Source organism: Vibrio sp. Scap24 (assembly GCF_013394185.1).
GTDB classification, from domain to species: domain Bacteria; phylum Pseudomonadota; class Gammaproteobacteria; order Enterobacterales; family Vibrionaceae; genus Vibrio; species Vibrio pomeroyi.
Window position 1 is genome coordinate 1201101 of the sequence record NZ_CP041333.1, and the last position, 17443, is coordinate 1218543.

At 44.3% G+C, this 17443-nt stretch carries 19 protein-coding genes; 8 read left to right on the forward strand and 11 right to left on the reverse strand.

What is annotated here, in order from left to right:
* Window positions 1-50 precede the first annotated feature (50 nt).
* Genes FLM53_RS20775 through FLM53_RS20785 form a run of 3 tightly spaced genes read left to right on the forward strand, consistent with a single transcriptional unit; the run spans window position 51 to window position 1272 of the window.
* Entirely contained in the window at window positions 51-512 is a 462-nt protein-coding gene (locus FLM53_RS20775) for a nitrate reductase cytochrome c-type subunit (RefSeq protein ID WP_017062614.1), read from the forward strand.
* 29 nt (window positions 513-541) lie between these two features.
* Entirely contained in the window at window positions 542-1123 is a 582-nt protein-coding gene (locus tag FLM53_RS20780; RefSeq protein WP_170964248.1) for a NapC/NirT family cytochrome c, read from the forward strand.
* A gap of 11 nt (window positions 1124-1134) precedes the next feature.
* Complete coding sequence (locus FLM53_RS20785) at window positions 1135-1272, forward strand: TIGR02808 family protein (RefSeq protein ID WP_010430103.1); 138 nt, start codon at window positions 1135-1137, stop codon at window positions 1270-1272.
* Window positions 1273-1447: 175 nt separating this feature from the next.
* Here the strand turns inward: FLM53_RS20785 and phaC are convergent, their stop codons facing one another.
* From phaC to FLM53_RS20810, 5 genes are all read right to left on the reverse strand, one after another.
* On the reverse strand, window positions 1448-3274 hold the full coding sequence (phaC, locus tag FLM53_RS20790; RefSeq protein ID WP_176679592.1) for a class I poly(R)-hydroxyalkanoic acid synthase: 1827 nt from the start codon (window positions 3272-3274) through the stop codon (window positions 1448-1450).
* Window positions 3275-3349: 75 nt separating this feature from the next.
* Window positions 3350-3697, reverse strand: coding sequence for a phasin family protein (locus FLM53_RS20795; protein WP_132764780.1), 348 nt, complete (start codon window positions 3695-3697; stop codon window positions 3350-3352).
* Between the two features lie 121 nt (window positions 3698-3818).
* Entirely contained in the window at window positions 3819-5030 is a 1212-nt protein-coding gene (locus tag FLM53_RS20800; protein ID WP_176679591.1) for an acetyl-CoA C-acetyltransferase, read from the reverse strand.
* Between the two features lie 26 nt (window positions 5031-5056).
* Window positions 5057-5797 (reverse strand): SDR family oxidoreductase, encoded by a 741-nt coding sequence (locus tag FLM53_RS20805; RefSeq protein ID WP_048606360.1) that lies wholly within the window; start codon window positions 5795-5797, stop codon window positions 5057-5059.
* Between the two features lie 680 nt (window positions 5798-6477).
* A complete protein-coding gene (locus tag FLM53_RS20810) occupies window positions 6478-7158 on the reverse strand; it encodes an SH3 domain-containing protein (protein WP_176679590.1) in 681 nt (226 codons plus the stop codon).
* A gap of 96 nt (window positions 7159-7254) precedes the next feature.
* Between FLM53_RS20810 and FLM53_RS20815 the strand changes: the two genes are divergently transcribed.
* On the forward strand, window positions 7255-7830 hold the full coding sequence (locus tag FLM53_RS20815; protein WP_176679589.1) for a hypothetical protein: 576 nt from the start codon (window positions 7255-7257) through the stop codon (window positions 7828-7830).
* A 270-nt stretch (window positions 7831-8100) separates the two neighbouring features.
* Window positions 8101-8343 (forward strand): hypothetical protein, encoded by a 243-nt coding sequence (locus FLM53_RS20820; RefSeq protein ID WP_146490726.1) that lies wholly within the window; start codon window positions 8101-8103, stop codon window positions 8341-8343.
* 170 nt (window positions 8344-8513) lie between these two features.
* Here FLM53_RS20820 and FLM53_RS20825 read toward each other — a convergent pair whose 3' ends face one another.
* The gene (locus tag FLM53_RS20825; RefSeq protein WP_176679588.1) at window positions 8514-8972 is read right to left on the reverse strand and encodes an Lrp/AsnC family transcriptional regulator; all 459 of its coding nucleotides are present in this window, start codon (window positions 8970-8972) and stop codon (window positions 8514-8516) included.
* Between the two features lie 149 nt (window positions 8973-9121).
* Here FLM53_RS20825 and FLM53_RS20830 point away from each other — a divergent pair, with 149 nt between their 5' ends.
* On the forward strand, window positions 9122-10051 hold the full coding sequence (locus FLM53_RS20830) for a DMT family transporter (RefSeq protein WP_176679587.1): 930 nt from the start codon (window positions 9122-9124) through the stop codon (window positions 10049-10051).
* A 158-nt stretch (window positions 10052-10209) separates the two neighbouring features.
* Window positions 10210-10674 (forward strand): hypothetical protein, encoded by a 465-nt coding sequence (locus FLM53_RS20835; protein WP_008219313.1) that lies wholly within the window; start codon window positions 10210-10212, stop codon window positions 10672-10674.
* 65 nt (window positions 10675-10739) lie between these two features.
* Here the strand turns inward: FLM53_RS20835 and FLM53_RS20840 are convergent, their stop codons facing one another.
* The 5 genes from FLM53_RS20840 to FLM53_RS20860 form a co-directional block, all read right to left on the reverse strand.
* The gene (locus FLM53_RS20840; RefSeq protein ID WP_176679586.1) at window positions 10740-12113 is read right to left on the reverse strand and encodes a HAMP domain-containing sensor histidine kinase; all 1374 of its coding nucleotides are present in this window, start codon (window positions 12111-12113) and stop codon (window positions 10740-10742) included.
* A gap of 45 nt (window positions 12114-12158) precedes the next feature.
* Window positions 12159-12890 carry a response regulator transcription factor gene (locus tag FLM53_RS20845; protein WP_176679585.1) on the reverse strand — a complete coding sequence of 244 codons (732 nt, stop codon included), beginning with the start codon at window positions 12888-12890 and terminating at the stop codon, window positions 12159-12161.
* An 81-nt stretch (window positions 12891-12971) separates the two neighbouring features.
* Window positions 12972-13652, reverse strand: a complete 681-nt coding sequence (locus FLM53_RS20850) for a spondin domain-containing protein (RefSeq protein WP_176679584.1) — start codon at window positions 13650-13652, stop codon at window positions 12972-12974.
* Between the two features lie 9 nt (window positions 13653-13661).
* Entirely contained in the window at window positions 13662-14345 is a 684-nt protein-coding gene (locus FLM53_RS20855) for a spondin domain-containing protein (protein WP_176679583.1), read from the reverse strand.
* 385 nt (window positions 14346-14730) lie between these two features.
* The gene (locus FLM53_RS20860; protein WP_176679582.1) at window positions 14731-15072 is read right to left on the reverse strand and encodes a YggL family protein; all 342 of its coding nucleotides are present in this window, start codon (window positions 15070-15072) and stop codon (window positions 14731-14733) included.
* 254 nt (window positions 15073-15326) lie between these two features.
* On the opposite strand from FLM53_RS20860, the gene FLM53_RS20865 reads away from it, so the two are divergent.
* Window positions 15327-17354: a PhoX family phosphatase gene (locus FLM53_RS20865; RefSeq protein WP_176679581.1), complete on the forward strand. Its 2028-nt coding sequence runs from the start codon at window positions 15327-15329 to the stop codon at window positions 17352-17354.
* Window positions 17355-17443 lie beyond the last annotated feature (89 nt).

Below are 17443 nucleotides of genomic sequence, written 5' to 3' on the forward strand. Positions count from 1 at the left end.
TGAAAAAAGTAGTCCTCTCAAAGAATTAGCCTTTAGGCGGAGAAATTAACATGAAAAAACTGATTACTGCCCTACTATCAGCTGGTCTTTTACTAGCTGGTGCAGTTCAAGCTGAAGCTGAGCTGGATAACCCAGGCGGCATTGGTGGCGTAGAATCTCTACGTGGTGCAAGTGAACTAGAAGCAACTCGCGCAGCGGACGACTTTAAAAAGTTCCCACGCGACCAAGTACTAGAGAGCGATTACGTATACCAACCACCATTGGTACCTCACACAATTCGTAGCTACGAAGTTTCTTTAAACGCAAACAAATGTCTGTCTTGCCACAGCTGGAAAAATGCGAAAGAAATGGGTGCAACTAAGGTGAGTGTAACTCACTACATGAACCGTGAAGACGCCGTTCTTGCTGATGTGTCACCTCGTCGTTACTTCTGTCTGCAGTGTCACGTTCCTCAAGCTAATGCAAAACCACTAGTTGAGAATGAGTTCAAACCTGTAGATTCACTGCGTTAATCGTAGCCGGACTGTAAGAGAGGCTATACATGATAAAATTACTTAAAGCGTTTTGGAAAAGACTCGCGACACCAAGTAAAGCAGCGGTAGGCGTTGTTTTATTCTTGGGTTTCTCGGGCGGTCTTTTGTTCTGGGGTGCATTTAACACGGGTATGGAAGCAACCAACACAGAAGAATTCTGTTCTGGCTGTCACGCACCTATTGTTGAAGAGATCCAAGAGACGATTCACTACTCTAACCGTTCAGGCGTTCGTGCAATCTGTTCAGACTGTCACGTACCGCATGAGTGGACTGATAAAATCGTTCGTAAAGTTCAAGCATCAAAAGAGCTATATGCGCACTTTATTTCTAAGACGATTGATACGCCTGAGAAATTCAAAGAGCGTCGTCACCACTTAGCAGAGCGTGAATGGGCTCGATTGAAAAAGAACGATTCACTTGAGTGTCGTAACTGTCACCAATTCGATTACATGGACTTCTCAGAGCAGAGCCCTCGTAGTGCGAAACAACACTCGACAGCGCTAGCTTCTGGTGAGAAAACGTGTGTAGACTGTCACAAAGGTATTGCACACAAACTACCAGACATGCACGGCGTTGAAGGCTGGCAATAAGGAGCGATTGAATGAGTACTTTAGAAAGCGTAATTTGGCACATCCTAGGTTACAGCGCTATGCCAGTTATCATTCTGGGCGGCTTCGCAGGTGTTGCAGCCGTATCTCTTTGGATTTTATCTATGGGTAAAGACAAAGAAATCGATTAAGAATCGAGATTGCGTTAACTTTTTCCAGTTATGCTTGAGATAAGTTGACACTAAAAAGCCACTGAATTCAGTGGCTTTTTTATTATCTGGCGTTTCTGTTTATTGCTCGGGGGATGATGAAACCTTAGTAAAGCGACATCGCAGCTAATATAAAGAAAGCCTTATATAACAAAACCTAGGCTTCGTTTTTCGGAGCTTCTGTGTCAGCAGGCTCTTTATCGACCGTTTCTTGATCAACAATCGGCAGCACCTGTTTTACATAGTTACCCGGTGCCTTGCCAATCACAGGGTTAAGCTCAGAACCTTGATTGAAAGGTTCGATTTTCTCGTCAGTCTCAAAGCCCTGTAACCACTGATCCCAGTGTGTCCACCATGAACCTTCGTTATGGCTCGCATTTGATAGCCACTCATCAGCAGAATCATCAAGATTGTCATTCAACCAGAACCCATATTTCTTCTTGTCTGGATGATTAACAATACCTGCAATATGACCTGATTCACCCAACACAAAAGTTTTGTTGCCACCTGTGTTCAATGCACCACGGTAAGTCCCCTGCCATAAGGCAATATGGTCTTCTTTGGCTGAGATGAAGTAGCTCGGTATTTTGATCTTATTCAAATCAATCCAAACACCACCTACTTTCACGCCTTTGTCTTGTACGAGTTTGTTCTCAAGGTAGAGCTCACGCAGCAAGAAGTTATGGCATTTCGCAGCCACGTTGGTGCTGTCACTATTCCAGTACAACAAGTCAAACTCCATTGGGCTGCTGCCTTTTAGGTAGTTATCAATGTAGTAGTTCCAGTACAAACTGTTTTCACGAAGCAAACTGAACGTCACGCTCAACGAGCGACCGTCCATATAACCTTTGGCGTCGTTCTGTTTCTCAATCGCGTTAATGATCGTTTCGTTGATATACGCACCAACCTCACCCGGCTGCGAGAAATCTAACAAAGTGGTAAAGAAAGTCGCGGTTTTGATGCGCTTCTTCATGCGTTTCGCCGCATAGTAAGCAACCGTAGACGCCAATACCGTGCCGCCGATACAGTAACCCGCCGCATTGATCTGCTCTTTACCTGTAATGTCTTCAATCGCCGCGACCGCTTTCACTACACCTTCCGTGACATAGTCACCGAATTCTTGGTCTTTCTGTGCTTCGCCCGGATTACGCCAAGACATCATGAACACGCTGTGTCCTTGCTCAAGCAACCAGCGCACCATCGAGTTCTTCTCACGAAGGTCAAGAATGTAGTACTTATTGATGAACGGCGGAACGATCAACAAAGGCGTCGCATTCACCTGAGGTGTCTTTGGATAGTATTGAATAAGCTCGAACAGGTCGTTTTGGAAAACAACATCACCTTCAGTATTTGCAACATCAACACCTAAACGGAAGGCATTATTGTTGGTCATACGGATCTTGAGGATATCAGCACTCGCTTCAACGTCTGCTTGTAGTTGCTCTAACCCATCAAGCAGGTTTTCACCATTTCGCTCAAGCGTCAGTTTCATCAGCTCTGGGTTAGTCGCAATGAAGTTGCTTGGAGAGAGAGCATTGATGGCCTGACGAGAAAAGAACGCTACTCGCTCTTTGGTTTTCTCGTCGATGCCTTCGATAGAGTTGATGGTATCGATGTAGCTTTTGCTAAATAACAAATAGGATTGCTTGATAAAGCTGTAAAACGGGTCGTTTTTCCACGCCTCGTCAATAAAGCGCTTGTCGCTACGATCTTCGGCTATCACACTCTCGGTGTTGCCCATCAACGCGGCATTTTGCCAGATCTTGAGTTGCTGTTCCCACCACTGGGATTGTAGCTGAAGAAGAACAGCGGGTTGGTTAGCGGCTTGCTCGAAGATTTTTGATGCGTCATCAAAATTCAGTTCTTGCATCGCTTGATTGAGGGGAGATTGCGCGGCTTCCTTGTTTTGTTCAAAGTTATCCCACCATTGCTGGTTTGTTTGTTGAAGTTTAACAAGGTAGTCCGAAAAGAAGTGTTGAAACATAACATGACTCCAATAATCGGAAAATCGCCACCGAGCCTCACAGTAAACACTGCGCTAACTCGATGGCGATTAAATTTATGCAGGTGTAACTGTTTTCAAGTTTTCAGTTGTTAATGTTTCAACATCTTCTTTGAATTCTTTAGCCACTGCTTGAAGCTTAGAGCTATCACTCATCATTTGTTGAGACAGTTGAGTTAGCGCTGCTAGCTGTTGGCTGTTGAATGCAGTTAAGCTGTTTACATCTTTGATTTCGCTTACTGCTTTCATTTGTGCAAGACCCATGTCCGTGTAAGTCTGCATCGCATTCATTTGCAGTTCCGTCATTGTTTGGACGTTCTTTGCAACCAACTTGTTGAACTTGAAGTACGGTTCAAATTGCTTTTCAGTTTGGTCAGTAATTGTTTTGAAAATATCCGTGTACATAAGTAACTCCTGATGAATACATAGTTTAGTAATACAAGTTTAGGTAATGTCTTTCTACGAAGGCTCACCAGTGAGATAAGCGACTTCGATAAATTGTTAAGCTGCCACAGGCAAGTCGGGTTTAGCCTTCAATACCTTTAAGCAAAACAGCGGTTCCCATTCCTCCACCCACACAGAGTGAAGCAACACCATAAGTTGTCTTTTGTTCGAGCATCTCATGGATAAGTGAAACAATGATTCGATTGCCTGAAGCTCCCAGAGGATGGCCTAGCGCGATCGCTCCACCATTCACATTGACCTTAGGTTTGAACGCCTCTAGAGGCAGGTCGTGTTGCTCAGAAAGCTGATACATCACACCAAGCGCTTGTGCTGCAAAGGCTTCATTCAGTTCAAACAAATCGATCTCTTCAAGCGTAAGCTCAGCTTTGTCGAGCGCTTTTGATACCGCTTCCACAGGACCTAAGCCCATGATTTTTGGGTCTAAGCCGGATTGTGCATAGCTGCTTAGTTCAACCAGTGGTGTTAGCCCGTATTTCGAGACTGCACTCTCTGATGCCAAGATAATTGCGCTCGCGCCGTCATTGATACCTGAAGCGTTGCCCGCCGTTACGGTTCCTTCACGGTCGAATGCCGGACGAAGCTTTTGTAGGCCTTCGAATGTTGCGTCAGACTTCGGATACTCATCGGTATCAAAAGTCACTGTTTGTCTGCGCTGCTTCACTTCAACTGGCACGATTTGCTCGGTGAATTTGCCTGCCTCGATTGCCGCGACCGCTTTCTGTTGACTCTCTAGCGCATAGTTATCTTGAGCAAGGCGTGAAATGTTCAACGCGTTCGCGATGTTTTCAGCCGTCATGCCCATGTGGTAGTTGTTAAACGCATCCGTTAAACCATCACCTACCAACAGATCTTTCATCGAAATGTCGCCCATCTTGTGTCCGTTACGAATACTTGGCGGAACCACAAAAGGGATTTGAGACATCACTTCGACACCGGCAGCAACCACCACTTCAGCGTCTTGCGCCTTAATGTGCGCCGCCGCATCCATGACTGACTTCATGCCACTGCCACAAATCATGTTGACGCCGTACGCTGGTGTTTCTTCTGCAAGCCCTGCGTAGATTGAAGCTTGACGCGCAACACCCATGCCTTGCCCAGCAGAAATCACGTTACCGACGATCACTTCATCAACCGCATCTAGCGGAAGGTCTGCAGTCTCTAGTGCACCTTTAATCGCGACCCCAGCTAATTCGCCTGCTGACACGTTCTTTAGCGAACCTGTAAACGCGCCAATCGGTGTACGCTTTGCTGCAACAATAAATACTTTTTCCATCATTCCATTCCCTTGAAGTTCACCGATTAGTGCATGTACAAGCCGCCGTTCACAGACAGAGTCTCGCCTGTAATATACGCACCGGAATCACTCGCTAAAAAGCCCACGGCATCTGCAATCTCAACAGGTGTAGCCAAGCGTTTCATTGGGATTTGGTTCTTGATTGAATCAAGGACTTCAGGCTTCATTTGCTCAACCATAGGTGTTGCCGTGTAGCCAGGCGCAATCACGTTCACTGTTACGCCGCTACGAGCGCCTTCTGCTGCCAAGGCTTTAGAGAAACCAATCATTCCCGCTTTAGCCGCCGAGTAATTAGTTTGCCCGAATTGACCTTTAAGACCGTTCACTGAAGAAATGTTGATGACTCGGCAGTTGCCCTTTTCGCACATAGGCGCAAACAAAGGCTGTGTTACATTGAAAAGACTGTTGAGGTTAGTCTCAATCACTTCTTTCCATGCTTCCGCATCCATCTTTTTAAAGACGCTGTCACGCGTAATACCTGCATTGTTTACCAACACATCAACCGTGCCTTCTTCTTCCAACAACTTGCTTAAGCTCAGTGCACATTCAGCGGTGTTAGTGACATCTAATTCAAACAGTCTCACTTGATCTTCAGTGAATTGTTTTTCATTAAACCAATCTAATGCACATTGATAATTCCCAGTAAAATAGGTCGCGATCACACGATATCCATCCGCGACTAATTTCGAAGATATTGCTGATCCGATACCGCCTTTTGACCCTGTAATTAAAGCAAGCTTTTTCATTAATGGTTCCATCCCTTACAAGCAATTAAATAACAATGGTGTTAATAAGATAATGTCTTATTTGATAATTAAACTTTACATTTTGCTTTAATTAAACCCTACATCTCAAAATCAAAAAGTATTATTACAAATACAAAATATTTTGATGTTATGACTCAAAACTTGACTTGCATCTCAAAACCCATGAAATGTTATGAGCATGTAAACGGCGATAAATTACTGATATTACGTGACTTTATTTAATTTCAATTATATCATCAAGCCGATAAACCATTGTTTATCATAAATAAAATGATGTTCCCTAACTTATTTCAAGAATAATGCAACATTGAAAAATTAAACAATTGACGGTGCAAATAATAATCAGACCATTATTTCTTATTAATAAATCTATCGAAGCTAACCTATATCGAGTTCAATATAATTTAATGCCTAAATTCATAGTAACTAACTGTTTGATTAGGTGATAAAAACATATGAGCAATAAAAAAGCCCACTCTCACAGAGAGTAGGCTTTCGGTCTAAATCAATAAATAGAAAGGTCAATCGCTATTAATACCTGTCTCTTATACACATCTGACGCTGCCGACGATCTTACGCGTGTAGATCTTTCGGTCTAAATCAATAAATAGAAAGGTCAATCGCTATTAATACATCTAATATTGATAACGGAGTGGATCTTACTTAGTAAATATTTCATTTGTATTTACATCTAAATAAATTTTATTTTCAAGAGATAAGCCACCGCAATAGATAAAATAGACATCTCGGTCACTGTATTTCACCGATTTCACCCAACCGCCTAATTCTTCGAAATCACTTGGCGCACATTCGCCTTCAGAGATCAGCTTCGCGACCGTATTACGAAACTTCTCTTGATGGATCTTAAGGTCGTCGGATTTAACCAAGTAAGAATCCAATATCTCTTTGTTTTCTTTCTCAGAAATAATCACTTCATCGTTAGATAAGCCAGACATTGAAACCCATTCAGCAGTCTGTGGTCCCCCTTCTTTTAAGACGATGTAATCTGAGATACGAGCCCAATCACCCTGCTTCTCTAATATTTCGACTTTTTCGCCTTTGTAGAGGTAATCGGTTATCAAGCCATCAACTTCAGGCTGTTCTACCACTTCTAGCTTTCTATCCTGAACGTAAAACTCTGTCTGTTCTGGCTCAGGTTTAAGTTCCATGATCGGTTCTAAGTCTGCGTCAGACTGTGGAGCTACTTCTGTAACGGGCTCTTCAATTTTTTCTGGTGGTGTTGGGTCTTCTTTCATAACGAAGAAGTAATACGCAGCTCCTCCTCCGCCCAGTACTAACAACACAAGTAAAGCGATCAGCGCTTTTTTCATCAAATCCACCAGCTCTTCCGTTTTAGGTATGGTTCAAGTGTACATCAACTCATGCTGTCACTCATCTATACTCTCTAATGAGAACAAGGTAAATAGAGGAAAGTCATGCGTTTTTGGGTAAAGGTTATAATTGTGAGTGTACCTTTAAGTGCTAATCTCGCGTTCGCAAGCCATTGTGATCGTGAAAACTGGCAAATACTGTTGGATCGCCAATTGGCATTTGAAGGGCGTTACAATCAATACACCAAAGAATTTAACCAAGTTCTCTCCACCTATGATTCCCAGACCCTACTCTCTAAACACTTCACCGAAACACAGATCATTGAGCTTTGGGCAAAGTACGAAGAAAGGTTTAATGTGCAGCTCAAAAGCCACATGAATACCGCTTATGATGTGTCTGAAGTTTTACTCAAGCAGGCATACGTTGTATCTACAGAACTTGAAGGGGCTCAGTCGCTTACTCGTTCATGGCAGGCTGTCGCTAAGCATTGCACAAAAGCCAAGCTTCCGAGCCAATCAGAAAGCGCACAGGTGCATGTGGCAAGCTCACAATCACTTTCTAAAGATCTCCATACACTCAGCGAAAAATTCCGCCAGCTGTCATCAAAGTATCGTCAAGAGGCCACTATGATAGATGAAGCACGCCACTCAAAGTCGTCGCAAAATGATGTGCCAAACTAAAATCCAAACCCTACTTTCACTGCTTTGCGACTGGATTTATTGTGATAACGAACTAGCGTTCTAACCAAAACACTCCCCTAAATCGTTAATCAAAGCTTTATCAATAAGTTGTGAAACTAATGTGCTAACTATCAACAATAAAGTTCAATTTCCAATCAATGCAAGCGAGTATGTGAGATATTCATCACAAAATAGATTTACAAACGCCAGAAAATTGTTATCATGAATCTTCATATAACTTAATAACAAGAAACATTTTGGCTAGGTAATATGCAAAAAACTATGGCTTTCAACTGCTTGAGTAACACGGAATGGACTGCAGAGATAAGAGGTAAACTTTTATCTGTAGCTAAACACATGGAAGAGTTCGGTTCAGTAAGTGAGCTAGAGCTATGTAAGATATTTGGAGAAACAATTTGGAATGATGGTGTGGATTACCATTCACATGCTTTTTCATTCAGAATTAATGCACAAACTGGGGATTGTTCAATCTCTCACTTTAAGTATCACTAAGTTTTGCACCTATCATATACGGAGTACCTTTCACGAGGTGCTCCGTTTTTTATTGCCGTGAGTTTGTCATTTTGTGGAAGATCTTTGGTCAGCTTAGTATTCTTATCCAAAGATCAAACCATTTCGTTTTCAGCTCACTCTACTCGATAACACTCATCCTTTCCTTCTACCTAATCGGTATAAACAGGAAGCGGCGCATTACCTTTCACTTGTCTTATCGCGAGATGAGTATGAATGTCTTTAACGTTAGAGAGACGTTGAAGCTTTCTGGTAAACGCTTCATAAGCCATCAGATTCGGGCTAACCACTTCTAGTAGATAATCATAAGCACCAGACACAACATGGCAGCTGATCACCTCCTCCATCTCGACAATCGCACTTTCGAACTTATCGATCGACACTTCTTGGTGGTTGTTTAAGCTCACCTCAACAAACACACTCATCGCCACACCCACCTTCTCTCGAGATAAGCTCACGCGGTAACCGTCGATAATGCCTTTTTCTTCCAGCCTTTTGATACGTCTAGCACAAGGTGACGGGGATAAGCCGACTTCATCAGCTAACTCTGCCGTGGTCAATCTACCGTCCTTTTGCAGCAACTCGAGAAGATGCCTATCAATTCTGTCCATAGCGAAAGCCATTCATTAGTTAAATTCGTTGATAATTGAAAGAATGTTAGCAGAAATCATCAATGATTGGTCAAGTTAGAACGAAACTTGCCAACTTGAGGCATGAGCTCTCCTTCATAATGAGTCATCATTCACTTTCATTGTTTATTATGAATCTTGGCTATCTTTCAATTACCGTCACTCTGCTCATCTGGGCGAGCTTTTTCCTTTCTCTTAAAGGCGGCGCGAATTCAGCTTTAACGCCTGCAGACATCGCACTCACACGCTTCCTTATTCCCGCCTTGGTATTATTACCTTTAGTGTGGAAAGCGCGTAGTGCCATTACAGCAGTGCCTAACCGTTACTTAGCAGGTATGTTCGTCGGTAGTGGCCTGCCTTATCTACTGGTTGCAGGTACAGCCATGCAGTTTGTTCCAGTTTCCCACGGCAGTGCTTTAGTGCCCGGCACGCTTCCTCTGTTTGTTACCGGGATTGCGGTGCTCTTTTTCAAGCAACCACTCAGTCGCCACCGAATCGTTGGCCTAGCTTTGGTGTTACTTGGTATTGTGTTGTTCTTGGGGAGCAGTTTGAGTAGCTTCAATTTTGAATACACCAAAGGTCACTTACTGTTTCTGTGCGGGAGCTTGATGTGGGCAACCTTCACCATCTCCGCTCGTGTTGCCAATTTAGACGCTTTGGTCAGTGCGGGTTTCATTTCTCTCTGTTCAACTTTGCTCTTAGTGCTTCTAATCCTGACAGGAACGCTCCCTAGCCATCTAATGGATAGCCCTATCGCTCACTGGCCTTTCGCTGAGCTTGCCCTTCATTCAGCAATACAAGGTGTTGGAGCGGGTTTAATTGCCGCATTCACTTACCTATATGCGGTTAATACCTTAGGGGCAGAGCGTTCTGCTGCGTTTGGAAGCGCGACACCTGCCGTTGCAACACTATTGGCAATTCCACTGTTTAACGAAGTTCCAGATGCAATGACTTGGCTTGCCCTTGGCTCTATTTGCATTGGTAGCTTAGTCGCGAGCAATATCTTCATGAGAAACGACCAATCCATGCAATATCAGCCGCCAAGTCATAGCAAAGCGTAGCGCTGTTAATGTTCACCATTTCAAGCAATTCGATGGCGACTTTTCAGGTATGCGACATCCAGATAAGCCTACAAAGGTAGGCTTATCTAAAATCTGCTTTTTCTAAGCTCGCTTCTCCATTAAACTATCCGACCTTTTTGCAGATTCAAGAGAACACCATGCAACGCGACTACACCTTAAATTGTTTAATCACCATGCCTCGCCATGAACTAGAAGAATTTAGTTTAAGAATGATCCATCGCCTTGTTCCTGAAGACGCAATGACAGAATTGTTCACGTTCGAACAAGAAGAAGTGACCAGCGAAGAGCGCATGCAGTCGGCAAAATTCGATGCGATGCTACGAATGACGGCGATTGCGCTTGGCGAAGTAAACCTAGCGTTTTCTGAGTCGGACAACTCACAACAAAACATTGAACGTATGACTCGCCTACTACTTTGGCACTTCTATTCAATCTCTTTCAACTTAGAAGAAGCTATTGCGATTGAAGTGCACTGCGAGAAAGTAGAGAAGATCTTAAAGAACGCACCAAAAGATGCATTCGGTTGGGTTAAAGAGTTAACTGAGTTGCTTCACTTCTACGCAAAAGTGAATGAAGGTAACGAAGAGAAGAAAGACGCGTAACCTTGCTTAATCTTTAGCTGGCTGCAATTCAAAAACAGCCAAGCGAATACCAAAGGCAGAAAGAGCTATATCGAAGGCAAATAAAAACTTTGCTGAAATGAGTTCTCTGCCTTTGTTGTTTCTAGCACACTGTGATGCAACATCAGTATCGACTGAGCGATCTTGGTTCCTATTCCCAACGAACCATTCGGTGCTTCCTGCTCCACCTCATTGTGAATCACGACTCTCACCCGCTTCGAATCTGGCTCTAAATCAACACTCAGTGAGACCGCAGTTCCACTTGGACTATGCCTCAACGCATTATCTAATAAGTTCAAAATCAACCTTTCAAGCAAGTCACTGTCACCAGCTGCTTTTACTCCATCAGGCATATTCACCTTAAGTTCGACATCTTTATGGCGGTACTGGCTTTGAATCGTTTCTAAGCACTCACTCAGTAACCCATTCAAATCTATCGACACGTATTGATAGGTAGGAACAGGATTGTCATGTTTGGCACTATCAAGTAATGAGTGAAGTTGTTCAGACAATTTATTGCCATTGCGATAAGCCACATCTATCAGTGGATCTGATTGAGGGTTTTGGATCTTCCACGTTTCTAAATAACCCAACACACTCGACAATGGTGTTTTCAAATCATGGCTTAACTGCAATAAGCTTTGTCTACGATGCGAAGACTGATACTCAAGCTGTAAGAACTGCTGTTGAATGTGTTTCGCCATCAACTGATACGAGCGTGCAATCGGCACCAACTCTGGCACTTGGTGAATAAAGTTGGGGTCAAGGCGGAAATCTTGTTCTGCTTGTTGCTGCAGTTTGTTGGTGACCTCTTCAATAGGGTTCAACAGGCTACGTTTCACAAGCAGGTAAGCGCCAATCGCAAAACCTAGGATAGAGATCAGCATAAGCCCGGCTAGCGCTATATAAGGTGTATCGACTTGTGAATTGGCAATCACTGTATGGCGGTTACTGCCAATCAACACATACAGATACCCCACCGTAGAACCCAACTCTTCAATCGCAGCAACAGAGAATACCTTACGAGATTCAGGATTGATCGGGTCTTCACCTAGAATCGGGTAAGGCTCGTCATTTAAGAATTGTTTAATGGGTGCTAAGTCTATCTGGCTTGCCAACACTGTGCCTTCTGGGGCGGCGTGTGTCGTGATATTGCCCTGACTGTCGAGAAAATAGATGTCGAAATCGGGACCAATCAACATCAAGGTATGAAATATGGATTTAAGGGCTTTGGGGTTGTAGTCAGTACCAATCATTAGCGGGTTATCATCGCGCATGTGAACCGCGAGCTCTTTGTGTAAGCTCTGTTTAGTTCTCTGTTCTATGGTCTCTTTTTGCCAATGATAGGTGTAGGCGATAACCACACTCACGAGCAGAAACCACAAACTGGTAAATAGCACTAAACGCGATTTGAAACTCATGTTCTCTCCTCGATGACTCTTAAGCTTAGGACGCGACACATAGCCCTAAACTTTCGGTTCGAACTTATAACCCACACCCCAAACGGTTTTAATGAAACCATCGTCGCTATTCGGCATGGCCAACTTAGTTCTCAAGCGGTTAACCGTGCTACACACCGTGTGGTGATAACCAGAATGATCGGTATTCCAAACGTGGTTGAGCAGCTCATCTTTGCTATAGACACGTCCCGGTCGGGTGGCTAAAAAGTGAAGTAACGTAAACTCGGTTGCGGTCAGTGGGACATCTTGATTGTTCAATGAAACCTGATGACGATCAGGTTGGATGGTAAGCCCGCCAAAACTCATGACGGGTTCGGTTGATTGTGTATCTTTCACTGCTGATTCAGAGTGACTTAAGCGACGCAGTACGTTCCTCACGCGCGCTTGAAACTCAAGCACGCTAAAAGGCTTAGTAATGTAGTCATCAACCCCAGCTTCTAAGCCCGACACCTTATCTAGCTCAGTATCTCTTGCTGTAAGCATTAAAACAGGCGTCCAGTCTTCTTGCTGACGTAACAATCGACAGAAATCGAGACCATCGCCGTCAGGTAAGCCTCGATCAAGCACGATCAAATCAAACTGGCTTCCCTGATATACCGCTTGAGCCTTTTCAATTGAGTTAGTTCTTACAACATCATGTCCTTGGAACTTGAGGTGCATCTGCACCAGCTCAGCCAAGTCGTCATCGTCTTCAACCAACAATATGTTTGCCATCAAATTTACCGCAGCACTGTTCATTATCCCTGCTCTATTCGGAGTCTGCCCACCTTTCAATTGACCGGAACAGAGCAGGAATTCTTTCATCGTGTGTTCAACCAGTTACTCAGTGCGAGTAATAGTGATTCGCGCACCGGGGTTAAGAAAACGGTGGTTGCCACTTAATGCAGAGGTAGCTAGGCCATCATCTTGGCTGATGACACCAGAGTGGAAGCTGACGACATCGGTATCGTTTCTAACACTGTTAAAGCCCTCACCACCGCCAGCAGGCCCAGGAATCGTTGCTGCAAGCTCGTCGTTGAGTTCCGTTCCTGAATCCCACACGTTCATATTCATAACAAACGTATCGCCTACCGCTAACGATTTCAGCGATAAACCAGATTCACCAACAAACGCATCATTGGTGTTCACCAACATTGAAGCAACAGAGATATACCCCTCTTGATTCGGGTCGACACGAATAGAAACCGTGTCTTGTTCTCCGGAAAGAATCAGCCCATTGCCTGAGATGCCTTGATAAACATTAGCGTCGCTGTCGCTGAGCGCGATGAGTTCAGCATTACTACCACCTTCAGCTAAGTATTCAAGGTCAACAGAAGCACTTTGGCCGATTTCAAACAGGTCAAAACTGGTGTTGTGCGTCAGCACTGCAAGTGGCGACATAGGTTGGTTGGGCGTTAGGTTGGTAACACTCACATCGTAACGGTAGTAATCATCGTCATCATCAGGACAACCGGCCAATACGGCGACAGAAGCAGCGATAAATAAAATTCTAGCTTTCATACATCCCCCTTACTTCACGACGATCGTGATGGTTGCCACAGGGTTTAACCAGCGATGGCTGCTGCTATCGAGGTCACTAATACCGCCTGCAGCATCACTATCACCAATGTTGCCCGGATGAATATGAACCTTCGCGTTAGACACAGCGTTTTCTACACCTGTACCACCAGCACCAAAGGTAATAAAGGGAGGATTTGGCATACTACTAGCCAACTCATCATTGGCTTCAGTACCTGCATCGTAGCCATTCAGTGTGGCTTTATAGGTACCAGCTTGAGTTGGAATCTTCCAACTGTCTAATCCAACAAAACCATCATTGGTTGGCAATAACATTGCGCCGAGCGACAAGTAAGCCAGATCTCCAGTATCAATATCGAATGTGGTCGCGACACCTGGGTCAAGAATGCCGCTAGCTGGGTTCTCAACGACGACACCACCCGCATTGGCGATGACACCAGATAATCCCGAGATATCTCCACCTTCCGCCATGGATTCCAACTCAGCAGAAGCTGCCTCCCCCGTTCTAAACATGAACAAGCTTGAATCATGAGCCGCTGCCAAGATTGGCGTAAAGTAGATCCCTTTTGTGGCATTGGTGACAGTCACCTCAAGCTGGGCTGCTTGAGCTTGAACAGCCCCAAAAGCGAACATCGCTGAGCCGATTACTAAGCTGATTTGAGTACGTTTATTCATTTTGATTCCATCCTTTATCGAGTCCTTTCGTGACCGGCGAATCAATAACATTGAAATACGTGTTATCTAGTCAGCCACGAACTGTGGTGTTGTTGACTCTAAGAATGGCGATCAAATCTATCAGCAACTTCATTGAAATCTCATAAAAGTCTCACAAGTTTATCCAAACTTATTACAACCCAGACAGGTAGCTATAGAACGCTGATATTTAAGCGAAATTAGTCGCTTCGGAAAGCAAAAGAGAAACATTAAAAAGAGAATAAGGAAGGAAGAGAATGCAAAAAGGCCGAATCGACATACCGATTCGGCCTCTGTTCTGACGTACTGTTGCTCGTTTCGAAAGCCGAATTTGGGCTTTAAATTAAGCTAACAACACAACATCAATTTAGAACGCGTAGTTTGCGTCAATAAGCTCGCTTACTTCAACTTTCGTTACTTCAGCACGCGCTTCAAGCCATTGTGCAACTTGCAGTTGTTCTGCTTCAGTTACTGAGCGGTAACGCTCGATAGAACATAAGAAACCTTCAAACAACTCTAGGCCACCGCCACCAAAGCATAAGCCGATGCTGTCAATGAAATCAATGAACTCGTCAATGAACACATCGTATTGGTCAAAATTAGCAATCGATGTCTTGCAGCTTACTTCAAAACCCAGAATCGCAAATTCACCTAGGTATAGCTTTTTGCGTAGGCGACGATTTTTGTTTTCGATTTTATCTAATTTCATAACTGTCTCTCTTTTCATTTGATTAAGCATTTATACACAGTTCTAACCCAATCCCCAAGTGTTTTGTCTTGCATGAGAAGTGTTATGGCAAAAATCGTGCTACAGAAACAAAAGCTTAATAAAAACTATAAAAATCTGTCACTTAACTGCTTCACGATTGGTCACACATTTACCCAACTTATTAACCAATTCGTTAGTACACGGGTAAGTCATAAATAACGAATAATAAAGTCAGCCAATAGGAAGCAGTCGCGATGAGCAAGGAAACATTTGATAGCACTCGTTTTAACAAGAGTAAAAACAAACCCTTCGAAGAAGTTCTAGATGCAAACCTTTCAAGAAGAAACGTATTAAAAGGCGGTTTAGGCATCAGTGCAATGACCGCTTTTGGCGCGTTTGGTTTAGCGGGTCACAGCACAGCTAACGCCGCTACAATGCAAGCAACGGGCGCGCAGAAAAGCACCGCGACTCTCGCGTTTGAATCGGTTAAAGGCTCATTGACTGACAGTGTTGTCGTACCGAAAGGCTACACAGCACAGGTGCTCGTTCCTTGGGGCACGCCACTTAACAAGCAAGGTAATGCTTGGTTAAAAGACGGTACAAACAACGCACAAGACCAAGCTAATGCACTGGGAATGCACCACGATGGCATGCACTTCTTCCCGCTTGATGACAACAGCAATGATGGTTTGTTGGTGATCAACCACGAATACATTGACCAAAAAGCCCTGCACGCTAATGGTCCTAAATACAATGAAGGCGCTCGTCCTAACATTGATGAAGTACGCAAAGAGATCAACGCGCACGGCGTGAGTGTGGTTCGTGTTAAGCTTGAAGGCAACCAATGGGTAATGGTCGATAACGATCCGCTTAACCGCCGCTACACAGGTTCGACCGTAATGGATCTTTCTGGCCCTGTCGCTCACAGTGAGTTTACCAAAACGAAATTCTCACAAGACGGCAGCCAAGCTCGCGGCACATTAAACAACTGTGGCAACGGCTACACACCTTGGGGCACTTACCTAACTTGTGAAGAGAACTGGCCGGGTTACTTCGTCAATAAAGGTACAACGACACCAGCTCAAGAGCGTATCGGCATTGCAACTGATAAAACACGTTACGGTTGGGACACGCTTTCTGGCGACAAACAAGAGCGCTTGGATGAGTTCGCACGCTTTGATGTAACACCAACCGCTGATTCACCAATAGACGATTACCGTAACGAAGCACACGGTCACGGCTACATTGTTGAAATCGACCCATACACAGCAAACTCTCGTGCGAAAAAGCGTTCTGCTCTAGGCTGCTTCCGTCATGAAGGTTGTACATTTGGTAAGTTAACTGAAGGCGAGCCGATCGTATTCTACTCTGGCCACGATTCTCGTTTCGAATACCTCTACAAATTTGTTTCTGAAGCGAAATGGGACCCGCGCGACGCTGAGCCAAGCAACCGCCTAAGCGCAGGCGACAAGTACATGGACAAAGGCACGCTTTATGTCGCTAAGTTCAACGACGATGGTTCGGGTACATGGTTACCGCTAACACTAAGCAGCAAAACCACCAACGGTGGCAAGCTAGGTGATACGTTTGACTCTCAAGCCGCACTTATCGTTAATACCGCAGGTGCAGCCGACCTTGTAGGCGCAACGCCTATGGATCGCCCTGAATGGTGCTCTGTAGACCCTATGACAGGTACTGCCTACCTAACGCTAACGAACAACAACAAGCGCAAAGAAGCCAACTCTGCGAACCCTCGCGTAAACAACAAGTTTGGTCATGTTATTCGTTGGGATGAAGGCAAAACTGCGAGCGAATTCGATTGGGATATCTTTGTATTCGGTTCACCTGCAGTCGAAGACAAGTCTATCAACCGCTCCGGCTTAACAGACATGAACCAATTCGCGAGTCCTGATGGCTTAGCGTTTGATGCACGTGGCATCCTATGGATTCAAACTGATAACGGCGCAGATGAAGTTACTGGTTATACCAATGACCAAATGCTGGCTGTAGTTCCATCTCAGTTAATGGACGACAAAGGCAACAGCGCGGTGATTGATGCAAACAACCAAGCACAGCTTAAGCGCTTCTTTGTTGGTCCAAACGGATGTGAAGTGACTGGCTTTACCATCAGTCCAGACTTCAAATCACTATTTGTGAACATTCAACACCCTGCAAACTGGCCATCATCAAACGATGCAACGGCTCAAACTCAAGGCAACGTTCGCCCAAGAGCATCAACGGTTGTCATTCGCCGCGAAGACGGAGGTGAAATCGCGGTTTAATAAGCAAATCTAGCTAGATAGCAATCTTACTGCTATCTAGTTTCTGTTCGCTAGCTAAGTAAAATCAAAAAGAGCGATAAGGCTAACTG

Bases quoted from the DNA above. Each gene is read 5' to 3' on its own strand.
- FLM53_RS20775 (WP_017062614.1), top strand. From the start codon at position 51: ATGAAAAAACTGATTACTGCCCTACTATCAGCTGGTCTTTTACTAGCT.
- FLM53_RS20780 (WP_170964248.1), top strand. From the start codon at position 542: ATGATAAAATTACTTAAAGCGTTTTGGAAAAGACTCGCGACACCAAGT.
- FLM53_RS20785 (WP_010430103.1), top strand. From the start codon at position 1,135: ATGAGTACTTTAGAAAGCGTAATTTGGCACATCCTAGGTTACAGCGCT.
- phaC (WP_176679592.1), bottom strand. From the start codon at position 3,274: ATGTTTCAACACTTCTTTTCGGACTACCTTGTTAAACTTCAACAAACA.
- FLM53_RS20795 (WP_132764780.1), bottom strand. From the start codon at position 3,697: ATGTACACGGATATTTTCAAAACAATTACTGACCAAACTGAAAAGCAA.
- FLM53_RS20800 (WP_176679591.1), bottom strand. From the start codon at position 5,030: ATGGAAAAAGTATTTATTGTTGCAGCAAAGCGTACACCGATTGGCGCG.
- FLM53_RS20805 (WP_048606360.1), bottom strand. From the start codon at position 5,797: ATGAAAAAGCTTGCTTTAATTACAGGGTCAAAAGGCGGTATCGGATCA.
- FLM53_RS20815 (WP_176679589.1), top strand. From the start codon at position 7,255: ATGCGTTTTTGGGTAAAGGTTATAATTGTGAGTGTACCTTTAAGTGCT.
- FLM53_RS20820 (WP_146490726.1), top strand. From the start codon at position 8,101: ATGCAAAAAACTATGGCTTTCAACTGCTTGAGTAACACGGAATGGACT.
- FLM53_RS20825 (WP_176679588.1), bottom strand. From the start codon at position 8,972: ATGGACAGAATTGATAGGCATCTTCTCGAGTTGCTGCAAAAGGACGGT.
- FLM53_RS20830 (WP_176679587.1), top strand. From the start codon at position 9,122: ATGAATCTTGGCTATCTTTCAATTACCGTCACTCTGCTCATCTGGGCG.
- FLM53_RS20835 (WP_008219313.1), top strand. From the start codon at position 10,210: ATGCAACGCGACTACACCTTAAATTGTTTAATCACCATGCCTCGCCAT.
- FLM53_RS20840 (WP_176679586.1), bottom strand. From the start codon at position 12,113: ATGAGTTTCAAATCGCGTTTAGTGCTATTTACCAGTTTGTGGTTTCTG.
- FLM53_RS20845 (WP_176679585.1), bottom strand. From the start codon at position 12,890: ATGAACAGTGCTGCGGTAAATTTGATGGCAAACATATTGTTGGTTGAA.
- FLM53_RS20850 (WP_176679584.1), bottom strand. From the start codon at position 13,652: ATGAAAGCTAGAATTTTATTTATCGCTGCTTCTGTCGCCGTATTGGCC.
- FLM53_RS20855 (WP_176679583.1), bottom strand. From the start codon at position 14,345: ATGAATAAACGTACTCAAATCAGCTTAGTAATCGGCTCAGCGATGTTC.
- FLM53_RS20860 (WP_176679582.1), bottom strand. From the start codon at position 15,072: ATGAAATTAGATAAAATCGAAAACAAAAATCGTCGCCTACGCAAAAAG.
- FLM53_RS20865 (WP_176679581.1), top strand. From the start codon at position 15,327: ATGAGCAAGGAAACATTTGATAGCACTCGTTTTAACAAGAGTAAAAAC.